Genomic DNA, 14,890 nt, shown 5'->3' on the forward strand with positions numbered 1-14,890 from the left:
CAACGCGGTGGTATCAAGCTGCCAGCGTTGGTTCTAGGGGTTAGGCGGTTACAGGGGGACGGGACCGAACGGTTGTCATGAAAATTTCATGTGGCTGTGTTGGTCGCGACGCCAAAGCAGAAAATCAGCAACGGCTTTCGCCGTTGCTGATCGGTGTTACGTGTCGCTTAGCGTGGTGTTACAGCGGACGACCGATGCCATTGCACACGTTGGTGTTGCCGATGCTTTGAGCGCTGGTAGTGGTCAGGAAACTGCCACGAATGGCGTTTTTCCAGGCCGTTGGCAGCGGCACGAAGCGGTTGGCGGTAATAGCAGCATCGTTGTTGTTGGCAGCAACTGCGCCGTAGTGACGGGTGAAGAAATCACGTACCTGAGTGCTCTGGGCAGCGTTGGCGTAGCACTGGCTGAAGATCACGTTGGTGAAGCCCAGGATCGGATAGCCGCTGGTTGGGTAGAGACGCAAGCTAGGGTCGTTCGGGTTTGCATTGATGATTTCTTGCGAAGTGAACACCGGCACCCAAGCGTTAGGATTTGAACGGTTGGCAGCAGTAGGAACTGGCACGGCAGCAATAGCTGTCGACACATTGGCTGGCGCTGGGGAAACACCGGCAACGCGGGCAACCTTGGTGGCGTCGTCCAGACCTGCCAGAGTAGTTGCCGCGTAATCCGGGCTCATGTAGGTGATACGGCCTTGGGCTGCGTTGAGCGCAGTCATGACGTTGGCACTGCCGGAGGCGAAAACGGCGCCGGCCGGCACGCCACCGCTGTAGCTGTTAGCGAAGTTGGTGGTGATGGCGAAGGTGCCGGTTTCAGCGCACTTGGCGTTCAAGAAGCGAGTGAACAATTCTGTGGTGCCACTGAGGTCGCTGCGGTAAACCACAGTGATCGCGCCAGTACGGCCAGAACCGGTGATCTGGCTCCAGTCAGTCAGACGACCAGAGAACACGCCGCACAGCTGGTTGACGCTCAGATCGACGTTGGCAGTGCCGGTCTTGTTGAACGGAATGGCAACCGAAGTGGCGACCGAAGGCGCCTGGATCAATGGACCCCAGGCGGTGCCGTGATTGGTGACGTAGGTGTCCAACTCAGCCTGGGTGAGCTTCGAATCGCTACCCGCCCAGTGCACGTTCTTGCTGGTGTTGCCAGATACGAACTTGGTGTAGTCGTTGTTCAGGAAAGCAGCCTTGCCAGCGCCGCTGCCCACACCGATGTAAGGGGCAAAACCGGCAGTCAGTACGCCGGAAGTCTGGTACAGCGGCTGAGGCAAGGTAGCGCCACCACCGTTGACATCAGCCATGGCGGCCTGAGCGGCGCAGAGGCCGGCGAGGGTCAGGGATACCGCGAGAACGTTGCGCTTAAACATGAAGAATCTCCTTTCATCGTGTTCGTACGTAGGTTGGGTGACGCGTGCTTGCCGTCATGGCGCTCGGTCCTGTGCCGGTGGCGATGGGGTGAGGCCATGGGTTAGAAATTCGCAGCTTCCGGTGACAGATAAAGGAAAAAACCTCGGGAGCTGAGGGCTGTTTTCAAGGCATTTTTCTCGGGTGTTCGAGGGCTCTGGGTTGGGGTTTCGAGCAGGTTTCACGGCCGTGCCATGTGGGGGCGTGGTGGAGAGGACGGCGGGTGGTTGCCGGGCGCGGAAAAATGACAGAACGAGGAACCCGAGTTTGGCGCGATCGAGGCTCGGGAGGTGCTGCGGCACGGCAAAATCATCGGCTGCTTTTGGAGCGCAGGAGCTGTGTAGGAGCTGTCGAGTGCAACGAGTCTGCGATCTTTCCCCAACCACTTGAATCCCAAGCGAAAGATCAAAATCAAAAGATCGCAGGCTTCGCCAGCTCCTACAGAGCCCAGCGGGAGCAAGCTCCCTCGCCACGTTTTTTTGCGCGATAGGCTATTGAACCAACTGGTTGATCTCGATAATCGGCAACAACACCGCCATGACGATCACCAGCACCACGCCACCCATGACCACGATCATCAGCGGCTCCAGCAGCGCAGTCATGCCCATCGCCCGGCGTTCGATGTCGCGGGACAGGGTTTGCGCGGCGCGTTCGAGCATCGGTGGCAGGCAGCCGGTTTTCTCGCCGCTGGCGATCAGGTGGATCAGCACCGGTGGGAAGACTTTTTCCACCCGCAGCGCCGCCGCCAGGTTGACGCCTTCGCGAACTTTGGCGGTGGCCTCGCTGACACTCTGGCTCAGGCGGTCGTTGGACAACGTCTGGCGCGCGGCCTCAAGCGCTCGCAGCAATGGCACCCCGGCGCCGCCGAGAATCGCCAGGGTCGAGGCAAACCGTGCGGTGTTGAGGCCCAGCACAAAACGCCCGATCAGCGGCAGGCGCAAAACCCGCGCGTGCCAGTTCAACCGCGCCGCCGGTTTGCGCAAGTACATGCGCCAACTCCAGAAGCCACCGGCCAGCACGCCAAAGCACAACCAGCCCCAGGCACGAATGAAATCACTGGCGGTAAGCATCGCCACGGTCAGCGCGGGCAGGTCTTGCCGAGCCTGGGAGAACGCACTGACCACCTGCGGCACCACATAGCTGAGGAGGAAAATCACGATGGCGATCGACACCAACCCCACCACCCCGGGGTAGATGAACGCCGTGAGGATCTTGCCCCGCAGGTTGTTCCGTTCTTCGATGTAGTCGGCCAAGCGCTCCATCACCTGGGCCAGGTCGCCGGACTCTTCGCCAGCGGCAATCAACGCCCGATAAATTTCCGGAAAGTCCCGGGGCCGTGCCGCCAGGGCTTCGGCCAGGCGCATGCCGCTGCGCACATCGGCGCGCACCGCGCTCAGGGTCTGGGCGATGTGCTTGCGCTCGGCCTGTTCCACCGTGGCGCTCAACGCGGCTTCCAGCGGCAGGCTTGCGCCCAGCAGGCTTGCCAGTTGCCGGGTGGCCCAGGCCAGGTCGTTGTCCGAGAGTTTGGCGCTGAACACGCCACCGCCGTTGGCCGGTGTCGTGTTGCGCTCGACCTGCACCTGCAATGCCGTCAGCCCGCGACTGCGCAACAGGTTGAAGGCCGCGCCCTGGCTGTCGGCTTCCAAGTGTCCGGATTCGATCTTGCCCTGGGCGTCGGCGGCCTCGAAACGGTAGCGATTCATCAGGCGTCCCGTGTTACGCGCAGGATTTCTTCAGGGGCCGTGGTGCCGCTACGCACCCAACGCTCGCCATCCTCGCGCATGCTGAACATCCCGGCCCGGCGAGCGGCGGCGCGCAGTGCCTGCTCCCCTGCCCCCTGGTGGATCAGCGTGCGGATGTCATCGTCGATGCAGAACAGTTCATGGATACCGGTTCGGCCGCTGTAGCCGGTCTGGTTACAGATCGGGCAGCCCACCGGCCGCCAGGTGCCGGGCGTGGCCGGATCGGGCTGTTTGCACTGCGGGCAGAGCCTGCGCACCAAGCGCTGGGCGAGCACGCCGAGCATCGATGAGGCCAGCAGGAACAGCTCGACGCCCATGTCGATCAGGCGGTTGACGGCCGACACCGCGTCGTTGGTGTGCAGCGTCGCCAACACCAGGTGACCGGTGAGGGAGGCCTGCACGGCGATTTGCGCGGTTTCCAGGTCGCGGATTTCGCCGATCATGATGATGTCCGGGTCCTGGCGCAGGATCGCCCGCAATGCCAGGGCGAAGGTCATGTCGATCTTGGCGTTGACCTGGATCTGGCTGATGCCCGGCAGGTCGTATTCCACCGGGTCTTCCACGGTGAGGATGTTGTGGACGCTGGCGTCCAGCCGAGCCAGGGCGGCGTAGAGACTGGTGGTCTTGCCGCTGCCGGTGGGGCCAGTCACCAGGACGATGCCGTGGGGCTGGCGGATCAGGTGATCGAGCTTGCCCAGCACGTCCGGGTCCATGCCCAGGGTTTCCAGTTGCAGGCGTCCGGCCTGCTTGTCCAGCAACCGCATCACCACCCGTTCGCCGTGGCCGGTGGGCACCGTCGAGACGCGGATATCGATCGGTCGCCCGGCCACGCGCAGGGCGATGCGCCCATCCTGGGGCAGGCGTTTTTCGGCGATGTCGAGCTGGGCCATGATCTTGATCCGCGACACCAGCGCGCCGTGCAGAGCCTTGCGCGGCGAAACCACATCGCGCAGGGTGCCGTCGACGCGGTAGCGCACCACCGAATGGCTCTCGTAGGGTTCGATGTGGATGTCGCTGGCCTCGTCCCGTGCGGCCTGGGTCAGCAAGGCATTGATCATGCGAATCACCGGCGCACCGTCCTGGGTGTCCAGCAGGTCGGTGATCTCGGGAATGTCCTGCATCAACCGGTCGAGATCCACTTCATTTTCCGCAGCGCCCACCACCGCGGCGGCGCTGCCGGTGTCGGCATAGGCACTGTTGAGCAGCCCATCGAGCTCCTCGTCGCGCACCCGCTCCAGGCGCACCTCGCCAAACTGGCGGCGCACTTCACTGATGGACCAGCCCGGCGTGGACGGACACACCATCAGCACCGCCCCCTCTTCGGACTGGTGCAACACCAGGCGCTGGGCCTTGGCCCAGGCGTATGGGAGGGTGTTCATGGCCTCAACGCCTCCTCGAATGACGGACACACCGTGACTGGCGCGTCGACACTGTGTAGGAGCTGTCGAGTGCAACGAGGCTGCGATCTTTCCCCAGACACTTGAATCTCAAGCGAAAGGTCAAGATCAAAAGATCGCAGGCTTCGCCAGCTCCTACAGAACCCAGCGCGAACTTGCTTCCTCGCCACGGTGCTCATTGTCCAACCGGCTCCGTGAGGGGCACCGCCTTGATCACCGCCCTGGGCGTTTGCAAGCTCACCGGCGCAGCCCCCGGGATCGCCCGGGCCGAGGCTGGCAATTGCGGAGCCTGCATGTCCGGCATCGCCCAGCTGCGTTCCGGTTGCAGCAGGCCTTGGGCGCGGCGCATGAAGTCGTAGCGGTTGAGGGTGATGCCGCGGCCCGCCGCCGTATCGCGGATGATGTAGGGCCGCAGGAACACCATCAGGTTGGTCTTGGTGATCTGCCGCCGCTCGTTGCGAAACAGCGCGCCGATCCCGGGAATCGTCGACAGCCACGGCACCGCGTCGTTGCTCTGGCTGTAGCCATCCTGCAGCAGCCCGCCAAGGACCATGATCTGCCCATCGTCGAGCAGGATGCTGGTGTCGATGGCGCGCTTGTTGGTGACGATCCCGGTGGTGCTCGAGGCGCGATTATCGACGCTGCTGACCTCCTGATAGATGTCGAGCTTGACCGTCCCGCCTTCGGAAATCTGCGGCCGGACATTGAGCTTCAAACCCACCTCCTCGCGGGTCACGGTCTGGAACGGGTTGTTGCTGGTGCCGCCTCCGCCGGTGACGTAGCTGCCGCTGACGAAGGGAATGGTCTGGCCGACGAAAATACTCGCCGCTTCGTTGTCCAGGGTCAGCAGGTTCGGTGTCGACAGCACATTGGTGCCACCCTTGCTCTTCAAGGCCCGGGCGAGGACCTTGAGGTCGAGTATCTTGCCGATACCGGGAATGTCCACCGTGCCGTTGACCAAGCCAAGGTTCAGGCCTTGAGGCAATACATCGATGCTGGTCTTGCCATTGAGATTGAGCCCCGTGCCGCCAAGATTGACCCCACCGATCACCCCGCTGCCACCGAGGTTGCCGGTCTGCCATTGCACACCGAACTCGCTGGCGTCGTCCTCGCCGACCTCGACGATCAGGCTCTCGATCACCACCTGGGCGCGACGCTGGTCCAGCAAGTCGATGACCTCCCGCAGGTTGCGGTACAGCGGGTCCGGCGCGGAGATCAGCAAGGTATTGGTGGTGGCGTCAGCCTGGATGGTCACGCCGCCAGCGCTGAAGGCGGTGCCCTGCTCGTTGTTCGTCGAAGCGGAGGTCGTGCCGTTGCTGCCTTGGGCGTAGCCGTTGCCACTGGTCGAAGCACTGCCGCCGGTGGTGGTGCTGCTGGTGCCATCGCCACTGCTGCTCTGCCCGCTTTGGCCATTGGTGCTGCCACCCATGCCACTGAGCACCGAGCGCGAGTTGTCGTTGCCCTCGCCTTCACTTTCCCCGGTGAGCAAACCACGCAGGGATTGGGCCAGCTTGCCGGCCTGGGCATTGCGCAGGTACACCACGTGCAGATTGCTCGGGTTGTTCTGGGCGTTGTCGAGCTTGTAGATCAGGTTGCGCGCCAGCTCCGTGCGTTCGGGGCTGCCGGCGCGAATGATGATGGAGTTGGAGCGCGGGTCGCCGATCACGTTGATCCTCTGGGTCTGGTCGCCGCCCTGGGTTTCCAGCAGGTCAGAGACCATTTGCGCGATGTCGACGGCGATGCCGTTGTGGACCGGCACCACGTCGGTGTCGATGGCGCTGGGGGTGTCGATGCCTTCGATGAGTTGCGCCACCCGCGACAGGTTTTCGGCGTAATCGGTGATGACAATGGTGTTGTTGCCCGGGTAGGCATTGATCGGGTTGTTCGGTGACACGATCGGGCGCAGCACCGGGATCAGGTTCACGGCGTTTTCGTATTGCAGGCGAAAGGTGCGGGTCAGCATGCCGTTGCCAGCCGGTTTGTCGGCGCTGTAGATCGGCCCACCCAGCAGCTTGGCATCGGCCTCCGGCACCACCTGGGCCACGCCGCCGACATCGACCACGCTGAAGCCTTGCATGCGCAGCGCGGCCAGCAGCATGTCGTAGGCCTGGTGAGCCGGGACCTGGCCTTCGGACACCAGCGTCAGGCTGCCCTTGACCCGCGGGTCCACCAGGAATTGTTGGCCGGTGGAACGGGACAAGGCCCGCACCACCGCCTGGATATCGGCCTCGACGAAGTTCAGCGTCACCGGTTGATCGCCCAGGGGCGTGCGCGCCGGCGCAGTGCTGCGCGGCTCACGGGCACGGGCGGTAAGATCGACCTGATGCCGCACCGCAGGCTTGCGTTCACGCAGGTCCTGGGCCCGCTGGCGATCGAGCAATGCATCGCCGCTGCGCTGGGTGCTCCCCAATGGAATGCCCAACTCACTGTCCACCAGCAACGGTGGCTGCGACGCGGGCGGCGTGCTGTTGCACGCACTCAACGCGAGCAACAACAGCGGTGCAGCCTTGCGCCAATGACGTGGGTAGCGGGCCCCTTTCATGAAGCTTCCTTAGCGCTTTGCGCCTGATCCATGCGTACGGTGCCGGACAGTGTGCCGGCGGTGTTGTCGTTGTCGTGGTTGTCGGGACTGGCAAGGGCGGTGCGCTGCAAACGGGCCTCGATCACTTCCAGGGAGAATTGCCGTGGGTTGCCCAATAGCCAGCTGATCACCGCCTCTGCCGGAGCCTTGTCGAACGTGAGCTGCCAGGCGTTGGGGCGCTCGGCGTCGGGAGCTTGCAGTTGGTAATGCTGGCTCAAGCCACTGGCTTCCAGGCTCTGGCGCAAAGCAGCCTCAAGGGGCTGGTCCGGTGCAGGCCCGGCGACGTCACGCAACAGCACTTCGAGGGCTTGGGTCTGTGAACGCAGCTTCGGGGTTTCGGCTTGCCAGTAGGCGATGGTCTTGAGCGGCGGCTGGATCAGTGCGAGCCAGACCAGGCAGCCGCCCACCACCAGTGCAGCCAGGGCCACGGCGGCCTGTTCGCGCACGGCAAGCCCCTGCCAGAACGTGCGCAAACGCGTGCGAAAGGTTTCCCAGCGCCCCCACGCCAATGCCAGGGAATGCTTATTCATCGTCTGCGCCCGGGGTTTCGTCGGGGCTGTCCTGGTTGCCCTGGCCGGCCGGTGCCACCCGCAAGGTCCAGCCCTGATCGATGGCCGCGATGTCGATGCCGGCCTGGGCCAGGGGGATTTTCCAATCCTCTGCAGTGGCGGGTTTCTGCGCCTCGGCCACGACATTCAGGCGCAACTCACCGTTCTCGAATACCAGCGCCTGGACATTGCCGCTCATGAACGGCATGGCACTGCCCGCCTGCTGCACCAGGTTGGCAAAGCGTTGGGCCGGGTCGGTCGCCGCACCGCTCTGGCGCGCCGCGATTTGCTGGCGTGCCTGTTGCAGCGGGTTGAGAATCACCGGCAACTCGGGAAACGCCTGCTTCACTCGCTGTCTCATCTGCGCCTTGAGTCGCTGGCCCTGCGCCGCTTCGCGGGCGGCGTAGAAATTCAGCCCGATCACCCACACCGCCAGCGCTGTCGCGCAGATCGCCGCCGCCCGGCCCCAACCGCCGCGCTCGGCCGCATGGCGTGCAAGGCCGGCATGCAACCCCCAGCCTGGCGCGGGGCCCATCCAGCGTTGGGTTTCGGCCAAGGTACTGATCGAGGGTTGCGGCGGCGCGTCGCCGATCCAGTGCAACCCGGGCCCCGTTTCCAGCAGCCATTCGTCCAGCGCCTCTTGCTGCAACGGTTGCACCACGGCGTGCTGCAGGCCATGGCGCACCAGCAGATGGTCGTCCTCGATGCAGGCCACCGGCCCCGACAGCACCGGCAAGGCGTAGGCCGCCGGGTAGAGGCCGCGCAGCTTCATACCGGCCTGATGCACAAGCCGGCCCAGCGAGGCGAGCGATTCACGATCCAGCCAGGCGATCTGCACCTGCCCGTCAACGTCACGCGGGCTGTGGGCCACCTGCATGTGTTCGCTGGCGCCGAGCATCAGGGCCTGGGCCGCGCACATCACCGCTGCGGTGATCTTGGCCGCAGGCAACAGCGGCAATTCCAGGCGGGTCAGCAAACTGTCGCGGGGATGAAGGAAGCATTCCAGCGAAATATTCTTACCGCCCTGGCCCAGTGCCCGCAGGCTGCTACGGCCCTGTTCGCGGACCTGGCCTTGGCGATCCAGCCAGGCAAATCTCACCTCGCTGTCGAGGTCCAGGCTGCCCAGCGGCGCCAGGGCGATGCGCAAGCGCGTCATACGCCCACCCTGGACCAGATCACCTGGGGCAAGCGGTCCTCGGTGCGTTGCAGCAACGCCTCCAGTTCAACCCGGCGCTGACCGCTGCGTGCCTGGCCCCGCAGGCGGAACCAGTCGCTGGTGATGCCGACCTTGACGCTGGCAGTCTCCAGCTCCGGCATGCGCAGGCGATTGACGAAATCCCCGCGATTGATAAACCAGTGGCCGCCGTCGCGCTCCCTGACCAGTGCCTCGGCCCGCTGCAGCGACAGCCCCGGCACGTAGGCGGCCAGCACCGGGGCGCTGGCGGTGTTGCCATTGAGCCAGGTATTGGTCGGCAGGATCGTCACGTAAGGAGTCAGTGTGTCCAGCAACCGCGTGGTGACGCCCTTGACGCTGCGCAGGTCTTGCAAGGTGCGCAGCATCGGGCGCGTCGGGACCAGCGGCGTGTTGTCGGCCTGTGGCGAGGTGTCCCGACCGCTATTGAAGGCATTGGTCTGTGACGCCTGGTCCACCCGCTGCGGATTCAACAGGCGCGGATAGGCCTCGACCACCCTTTCGACGATGCGCGTGCGGACCGTCGCAGCCACGCCCAACTGCTGGCACAGGCGTTCGAAGGCGCGCACTTGTTCTTCATCCACACGCTCATTGGCGACGAGGTTGCGCAGGTTGAACTTGCCTTGCTCATCTTCCAACTGGCCTTCGAACGGCGTATCGACCTGGCCCGAGCCCGGCATCACGATGGGTTTGGCCCAGGGTTGGCCAAAACGCGTCAACGGATCGCGCTGGCGGGCATCCCAGAGCAACTGGCGACTCAGTTGCAGGCCGCCCTGCAACCGCGCCGTGCCCTGGACACGTAGCTGCTCGGCCTCCAGGCTGCGGGTGAACAGGGTCTGGCGGGTCAGCATGCCGCCGGCGATCACCGCCACCACGGCAGCGATCAGCAAGGCACTGATCACCGCCATGCCGCGCTGCTTCGCCGCTGCGGGCGAATCCGTTTGCATCACGGCCCTTACAACTGCCAGGAGCCAATGTCGGCATTCACGCCGTCGCCGTCAGGCTGGCCGTCGGCCCCCAGGGAAAAGATATCGACTTCACCGTTGGCACCCGGGTTGAGGTAGTTATAAGGACGGCCCCATGGGTCGTTGGGCAGGCGCTCCAAATAAGAGCGCCAGGTGCTGTTTTTCGCATCGGCCGGCTTGTCCACCAGCACCTTGAGGCCCTGGTTCATGCTCGGGTAACTGCCGTGGTCCAGGCGATACAGCTTCAAGGCTTGCATCAGGCCGCCAATGTCCTGTTTCGCCGCCGTTGCCCGCGCCTGGTCGGGACGGTCGAGTACCTTGGGCACCACCATCGCCGCCAGGATGCCGAGGATCACCACCACGACCATGATTTCGATCAGGGTGAAACCCCGCTGCCCGCGAGGGCCTTGGGAACGGGCGTTGTAACGGGCGATCTGCATCTCGACGGTCCTTCGCTGGATTCGATTCGAGGCGCAGTGTTGCAAGAAAATATGTCAGTGATATTGAAATTGCTCAGGAGCTTGCGTCGTCAATTGGTCACGAGCGCGGGCTAATCTTGAAGGCTGCCTTCACCCTTGAGCCCGTGCCATGCCACGCCCTGCTCCGCAAGCCGGCTTCACTCTGATCGAAGTGCTGGTGGCCCTCGCGATCATCGCCGTGGCCATGTCGGCCGCCGTGCGCGTGGCCGCGGTGATGACCCAAAGCAACGGCCTGCTACGGGACAAATCCATCGCCCTGCTGGCCGCCCGCAGCCAGTTGGCGCAGTTGCGTCTGGAAGGCCGTTTTACCCAGGGCTCGAAAGTGTTCGATTGCGATCAGGGGCGATTGCTGTTGCGCTGCGAACAGAACCTGCGCCCGGCGGAAAACGGCCGGTTGCTGCGGGTTGAGCTGAGCGTGTCGGATCGCAGTCGCGAAGCACCGCCGTTGGCTCGGTTGGAGACGTTGGTCAGCCGGGAGAAGCCCTGATTAAACGGAATCCCTGCTGGGCTGCTGTAGAGCTGTCGAGTGCAACGAGGCTGCGATCTTTCCCCTGACAATTGAGTCGTGAGCGAAAGATCAAAAGATCGCAGCCTCGCTTCGCTCGACAGCTCCTACAGCCCCAGCGGGAGCAAGCTCCCTCGCCACAAGGGTTTCAGGGGATTAGCGAGGGCAAGCTCACCGAATCCGGCAACCGAGCCAGGGCCAGACGGGTCTGTTCATTGCCGCGTTCGATGACCACCGCCTGCGCCTCGATCGCCACCAACCGTACCCCCTGGGCCACCCGTTCACCCACCAGGAAACTGCGCGGCGGCCCGTCGTTGAGGCTGAGGATCGCCACGGGCGCGCGGGTGCCGGCCATCACGCCGCTGACCTTGATCTCCACCGGCGCCGGCTGGTTGGAGAACCACTGCAGCGCTGGGTTATCGGAACGCTCGGCCATGCGTTGCGGGGCAACATCCGGCGTGCGCGACTCGGCCGGCGTGAGCAGCAGCGAAGACCAGGTCGCCACCCCGGCCAATGCCGCCAACAAGCCCACGGCCTGGACGATTTGCGCCGGGGACACACGCTCGATGAACGCCATGGCCTGAATCTCCTTTTTTGGGTTCCAGCGGCCAGCGTACGCGTCAATTCTCTCCGTTTTATTTCACATGCTTATCATCTTCACCGTGCAGGATGGCCCACACGCAAAGGAGCGCCCATGAACCTCGGCAAACAACACGGTTTCACCTTGATCGAACTGATGGTGGTGCTGGTGATCATCGGCATTGCCAGCGCCGCCGTAAGCCTGAGCATCAAGCCGGATCCGTTGAAGTTGCTGCGCCAGGATGGCGAGCGACTGGTGCAACTGTTGCAACTGGCCCAGACCGAAGCCCGCACCGATGGGCGACCGATTACCTGGCGCTGGGACGCCAAGGGGTTTGGCTTCAGCCGTCGCGCCGATCGAGGCGTCGGGATGGATCGCTTCAAGGACGACCCGCAACTGCACCCACGTCGTTGGCAGAGTCCGTCGATGGAGGTGCGCGTGGAACCGAGGCAGCGGGTCGTGTTGGATGCCGAATGGCTCGGCGCGCCCTTGCAGATCCGATTGTCGGACGGCCTGAACAGCATCACTGTGCAACGCAGTGCCGCCGGGCGGGTGCAACTTCAATGAGCGCCCGGCAGACAGGCTTCACCTTGTTGGAAGTGATGGTGGCGATCCTGCTGATGGCGGTGGTCAGCCTGATTGCCTGGCGCGGGCTGGACAGCGTGACCCGTGCCGACAGCCACTTGCAGGCCAGTACCGAACAGACCGAAGCCTTGTTGCGGGTGTTGAACCAACTGGAGCGCGACGTCGCCCTGCGCGCCAGCATCGAACTGAGCGAACCGGTCAAACCCGACGTCGACGACCCTCCCTCGACCGCCCCACCCGCCCTCACCGTGCGCAGCACCGAAGGTCGGGGCTTTCGCCTGGATGTCATCCGCGTGGCAGCGGCCCAGGAAGGCGAGCTGCAACGGGTGCGCTGGTGGCTCAAGGGCGACACGCTTTACCGCGCCCAAGGCCAGGCCCGCAGCCGCTACCCACTGCCGGCACCCGGCTCGGGCATGGCGGTGCTCAGTGACGTCAGCGACGCCGCACTGCGGTTCTGGGATAAGGAAAAAGGCTGGCGCAAGCTCAGCGGCAACCGCCAGGAAAACCCGATGGGCATCGAAATCAGCCTGACCCGCCAGACACCCCAAGGCGTCGAGCATTATCGACAGGTGTTGGGGCCGCTGGAGTAAGCCCAGCGAATACGCACCCTTGTGGGAGCGGGCTTGCTCGCGAAGGGGCCCGCCCAGGCGCCACCGGCCTCAGCTCAGCACCACCACCCCACCCGGCAATTCGGTGCATTTGGCGCCATAGGCATCGCGGATCAACAGCGCCACGCCCGCCAGTTGGTCAAGGCGAAACCGCGCCTGGACCTTGCGCTGGCCCAGTTCGCGGTTGAGCAACAGCAACATGCCGGGCCGGTAGCGGTTGATTTCATCGATGACGCTGGCCAGGGTCGCGTCGTTGAACACCAGGACCTGCTCACGCCAGGCAATCGCTGCCGACACATCGGCCCGCTTGGGAACGCCCACCCGGCCAGGGTCGTAAGTCAACTGCATGCCCGGCTCCAGGCGGAACCGCTGGCCTTGCACCTCGACCTGCACCACGCCCTCCAGGCAGGTGGCGCAGACGCTCTGGTCGGTGTAGCGGATGTTGAAGCGTGCCCGAGCGGCGCTGATCCAACCGGCGCCGGCCTGGACGCTGACCACCTGCGCACTGCGCCCCTGCACTTCAATCTCGCCGCTGAGCAATTCCAACCCTTGTCCGCCATCGTCCAGCGGGCGGCGGCTGAGGCGGGTCTGAGTATTGAGCTCCAGGCTGACGCCCTCGGCCAGTTCCACCCGACGCTGCTCGCCGACGTCGGTGATGTAGTCGGCCCCCAGCCCGGAAACACCACCAGGCACCGTGGCGCGGATCAATAGGAAAGCCGCCGACGCCGCAATGGCGCCACCCAACAACGCCCGACGGCCGAAATGCCGGGGCGCCTGTACCGCCGCGGCGGCGGGTTGCAGCCCGTGCCACAGCGCCTTGGCCTGCTTGAAGGCCCGGGCATGTTCGGGGCTTTGCTCGCACCATAGGCGCAAGGCCCGGGCATCGGCCACGGTGGCGCGCCCCGAGGTCAGCAGGATCAGCCAGTCTCGGGCCTCGCTGGCCAATCGGGCCTGGGGCGTGGCATCAGGGGAAGCGATGCTGAAGATGTTCAAGCGCACACACACTCACGAAAGGGTCGGGTCTCTACTCTCAAGACGGTTTTCCCGCGCCGGGACCGAACCGCTGAATGACTTTTCTTTCCAGGCGCTGGGCGCAGTGCCCCAGCGCAGCCTTGATTTCCTTCTCCACCATACGCGTGGAAATACCGAAACGCTGGGAGATTTCCAGGTGCGGCGCTTCTTCCAGGCGTGCGGCGATGAAGATCCTGCGTCGGCGCGCCGGCAGTTCGTACAAGGCCTTGAGCAGGGTCTGCAGTTCCTTCTGTCCCCCCACCACCCGGGCCGGATCCAGTGCTTCATCCGAGACCTGCAGCAACTCCTCGATTTCATCGCCGGTGAGCAGGCGCGCATCGGCCTGTCGACGGTCGGCGGCGATGTTCAGGGCCATGCGATACAAATAAGCGTTGGGTTGGGCGATCTCCGGCGTATCGACCATGCGATCGACCCGCAGATAGGTTTCATGCAACACATCGTTGGCCAGTTCCTCGGAGCCCAGGCGCCTGCGCAGGCGCACCTTGAAATCCTCATACGAGGTGAGGAACAACTTCACCAACGGGCTGCGACCGGAGTCTTTCATCGCCCGGACACCCCTTCCCCTGCTATGCATTCCATGCTTCTTCCTGATGAGTCGGGTAACAAAAGCAGGGTCACCGGCTGGCGCAACGAACTGGGCGCCGGGCGGTCGATCCTGAGGTTTTGCAAACTGTTGACCAAAGCCTTGTCCCGCATCAGGTCGCCCGTGGAACTGACCAGGCGGCTGTGCTGGACCACGCCGTCCCGGCCGATCCACACTTGCAGCACCGCCCGGAAACTGCCCGGGCGGGTCAACGGTGAACGACACAAGTTGCGCTGGATGACCGTCTGGATGGCTGCCGCGTAGTTGCTGTCACTCAAGCCCGGGGTTACACCGGGAGCCAGCGGTACCTCGCGGACCCGCACCGGCTGCAACGTGAACGCATCCGCCCGGGCATAGTGCGCCGCCAGCCCGGTGCCGCTGAGCAACACCCTCAACCCTTCGGAAGGAGTGAACAGCCCCTGCACACCCAGCGTATGGCGCTGGCTCGACAACTGGTGGTCCACCAGCACCGCCATGCCCGTCGCCCGGCTGAACTGCTCCAGCGCCGTGGTCAGTTCCTGGGGCGCGATGTCCAGGTCCACCAGGCCGACTGCCTGGATCGGCCCGGCCAGCAGACACAGCAACATCATCAGCCACCGCAAGGGCGTCCTGGTCATTCCACGCCTGCGTCCGCCCCCGGCTCTGCCCTGCTGCACGACTGACGTATCCGTTGAAAACCGTCATCCTGAGGGG

General features: G+C 64.4%; 15 protein-coding genes. 3 read left to right on the forward strand and 12 right to left on the reverse strand.

The features are described from left to right. Positions 1–178 precede the first annotated feature (178 nt). The 8 genes from GFU70_RS15715 to gspG all read right to left on the reverse strand — a co-directional run bounded on the left by GFU70_RS15715 (position 179) and on the right by gspG (position 10,265). The gene (locus GFU70_RS15715) at positions 179–1,363 is read right to left on the reverse strand and encodes a substrate-binding domain-containing protein (protein ID WP_058545559.1); all 1,185 of its coding nucleotides are present in this window, start codon (positions 1,361–1,363) and stop codon (positions 179–181) included. A gap of 528 nt (positions 1,364–1,891) precedes the next feature. Continuing rightward, positions 1,892–3,103, reverse strand: a complete 1,212-nt coding sequence (gene gspF / locus GFU70_RS15720) for a type II secretion system inner membrane protein GspF (protein WP_153388385.1) — start codon at positions 3,101–3,103, stop codon at positions 1,892–1,894. Then, a complete protein-coding gene (gene gspE / locus GFU70_RS15725; RefSeq protein ID WP_153388386.1) occupies positions 3,103–4,521 on the reverse strand; it encodes a type II secretion system ATPase GspE in 1,419 nt (472 codons plus the stop codon). The genes gspF and gspE overlap by 1 nt, the downstream gene beginning before the upstream one ends. 193 nt (positions 4,522–4,714) lie before the next feature. Beyond that, positions 4,715–7,081 (reverse strand): type II secretion system secretin GspD, encoded by a 2,367-nt coding sequence (gene gspD, locus GFU70_RS15730; protein ID WP_153388387.1) that lies wholly within the window; start codon positions 7,079–7,081, stop codon positions 4,715–4,717. Beyond that, on the reverse strand, positions 7,078–7,650 hold the full coding sequence (gene gspM, locus GFU70_RS15735; RefSeq protein ID WP_058545563.1) for a type II secretion system protein GspM: 573 nt from the start codon (positions 7,648–7,650) through the stop codon (positions 7,078–7,080). The genes gspD and gspM overlap by 4 nt, the downstream gene beginning before the upstream one ends. Next, complete coding sequence (gene gspL / locus GFU70_RS15740; RefSeq protein ID WP_153388388.1) at positions 7,643–8,824, reverse strand: type II secretion system protein GspL; 1,182 nt, start codon at positions 8,822–8,824, stop codon at positions 7,643–7,645. The genes gspM and gspL overlap by 8 nt, the downstream gene beginning before the upstream one ends. Further along, positions 8,821–9,807, reverse strand: coding sequence for a type II secretion system minor pseudopilin GspK (gspK, locus tag GFU70_RS15745; RefSeq protein WP_153388389.1), 987 nt, complete (start codon positions 9,805–9,807; stop codon positions 8,821–8,823). The genes gspL and gspK overlap by 4 nt, the downstream gene beginning before the upstream one ends. A gap of 8 nt (positions 9,808–9,815) precedes the next feature. Further along, the gene (gene gspG, locus GFU70_RS15750) at positions 9,816–10,265 is read right to left on the reverse strand and encodes a type II secretion system major pseudopilin GspG (RefSeq protein ID WP_058545566.1); all 450 of its coding nucleotides are present in this window, start codon (positions 10,263–10,265) and stop codon (positions 9,816–9,818) included. Between the two features lie 148 nt (positions 10,266–10,413). Here gspG and gspI point away from each other — a divergent pair, with 148 nt between their 5' ends. Further along, entirely contained in the window at positions 10,414–10,791 is a 378-nt protein-coding gene (gspI, locus tag GFU70_RS15755) for a type II secretion system minor pseudopilin GspI (protein WP_058545567.1), read from the forward strand. Between the two features lie 166 nt (positions 10,792–10,957). Here the strand turns inward: gspI and GFU70_RS15760 are convergent, their stop codons facing one another. After that, positions 10,958–11,386, reverse strand: coding sequence for a type II secretion system protein N (locus GFU70_RS15760; protein ID WP_064106917.1), 429 nt, complete (start codon positions 11,384–11,386; stop codon positions 10,958–10,960). Positions 11,387–11,503: 117 nt separating this feature from the next. On the opposite strand from GFU70_RS15760, the gene gspH reads away from it, so the two are divergent. Next, the gene (gene gspH, locus GFU70_RS15765; protein ID WP_153388390.1) at positions 11,504–11,956 is read left to right on the forward strand and encodes a type II secretion system minor pseudopilin GspH; all 453 of its coding nucleotides are present in this window, start codon (positions 11,504–11,506) and stop codon (positions 11,954–11,956) included. Continuing rightward, positions 11,953–12,564 carry a type II secretion system protein J gene (locus GFU70_RS15770; protein WP_058542695.1) on the forward strand — a complete coding sequence of 204 codons (612 nt, stop codon included), beginning with the start codon at positions 11,953–11,955 and terminating at the stop codon, positions 12,562–12,564. Before gspH ends, GFU70_RS15770 begins: the two co-directional genes overlap by 4 nt. Positions 12,565–12,633: 69 nt before the next feature. Here the strand turns inward: GFU70_RS15770 and GFU70_RS15775 are convergent, their stop codons facing one another. The 3 genes from GFU70_RS15775 to GFU70_RS15785 are packed head-to-tail and all read right to left on the reverse strand — an operon-like array spanning position 12,634 to position 14,787. Further along, positions 12,634–13,575 (reverse strand): FecR family protein, encoded by a 942-nt coding sequence (locus GFU70_RS15775; RefSeq protein ID WP_058542697.1) that lies wholly within the window; start codon positions 13,573–13,575, stop codon positions 12,634–12,636. A 37-nt stretch (positions 13,576–13,612) separates the two neighbouring features. Beyond that, entirely contained in the window at positions 13,613–14,158 is a 546-nt protein-coding gene (locus GFU70_RS15780; RefSeq protein WP_058542694.1) for a sigma-70 family RNA polymerase sigma factor, read from the reverse strand. Beyond that, complete coding sequence (locus tag GFU70_RS15785) at positions 14,155–14,787, reverse strand: TonB C-terminal domain-containing protein (protein ID WP_081264446.1); 633 nt, start codon at positions 14,785–14,787, stop codon at positions 14,155–14,157. Before GFU70_RS15785 ends, GFU70_RS15780 begins: the two co-directional genes overlap by 4 nt. Positions 14,788–14,890: the final 103 nt, after the last annotated feature.

The sequence above is a fragment of the Pseudomonas brassicacearum genome, from assembly GCF_009601685.2.
GTDB classification, from domain to species: domain Bacteria; phylum Pseudomonadota; class Gammaproteobacteria; order Pseudomonadales; family Pseudomonadaceae; genus Aquipseudomonas; species Aquipseudomonas kilonensis_B.

Excerpts from the sequence above, each read along its gene's own strand:
- GFU70_RS15715 (WP_058545559.1), bottom strand. The coding sequence starts at position 1,363 with ATGTTTAAGCGCAACGTTCTCGCGGTATCCCTGACCCTCGCCGGCCTC.
- gspF (WP_153388385.1), bottom strand. The coding sequence starts at position 3,103 with ATGAATCGCTACCGTTTCGAGGCCGCCGACGCCCAGGGCAAGATCGAA.
- gspE (WP_153388386.1), bottom strand. The coding sequence starts at position 4,521 with ATGAACACCCTCCCATACGCCTGGGCCAAGGCCCAGCGCCTGGTGTTG.
- gspD (WP_153388387.1), bottom strand. The coding sequence starts at position 7,081 with ATGAAAGGGGCCCGCTACCCACGTCATTGGCGCAAGGCTGCACCGCTG.
- gspM (WP_058545563.1), bottom strand. The coding sequence starts at position 7,650 with ATGAATAAGCATTCCCTGGCATTGGCGTGGGGGCGCTGGGAAACCTTT.
- gspL (WP_153388388.1), bottom strand. The coding sequence starts at position 8,824 with ATGACGCGCTTGCGCATCGCCCTGGCGCCGCTGGGCAGCCTGGACCTC.
- gspK (WP_153388389.1), bottom strand. The coding sequence starts at position 9,807 with ATGCAAACGGATTCGCCCGCAGCGGCGAAGCAGCGCGGCATGGCGGTG.
- gspG (WP_058545566.1), bottom strand. The coding sequence starts at position 10,265 with ATGCAGATCGCCCGTTACAACGCCCGTTCCCAAGGCCCTCGCGGGCAG.
- gspI (WP_058545567.1), top strand. The coding sequence starts at position 10,414 with ATGCCACGCCCTGCTCCGCAAGCCGGCTTCACTCTGATCGAAGTGCTG.
- GFU70_RS15760 (WP_064106917.1), bottom strand. The coding sequence starts at position 11,386 with ATGGCGTTCATCGAGCGTGTGTCCCCGGCGCAAATCGTCCAGGCCGTG.
- gspH (WP_153388390.1), top strand. The coding sequence starts at position 11,504 with ATGAACCTCGGCAAACAACACGGTTTCACCTTGATCGAACTGATGGTG.
- GFU70_RS15770 (WP_058542695.1), top strand. The coding sequence starts at position 11,953 with ATGAGCGCCCGGCAGACAGGCTTCACCTTGTTGGAAGTGATGGTGGCG.
- GFU70_RS15780 (WP_058542694.1), bottom strand. The coding sequence starts at position 14,158 with ATGAAAGACTCCGGTCGCAGCCCGTTGGTGAAGTTGTTCCTCACCTCG.
- GFU70_RS15785 (WP_081264446.1), bottom strand. The coding sequence starts at position 14,787 with ATGATGTTGCTGTGTCTGCTGGCCGGGCCGATCCAGGCAGTCGGCCTG.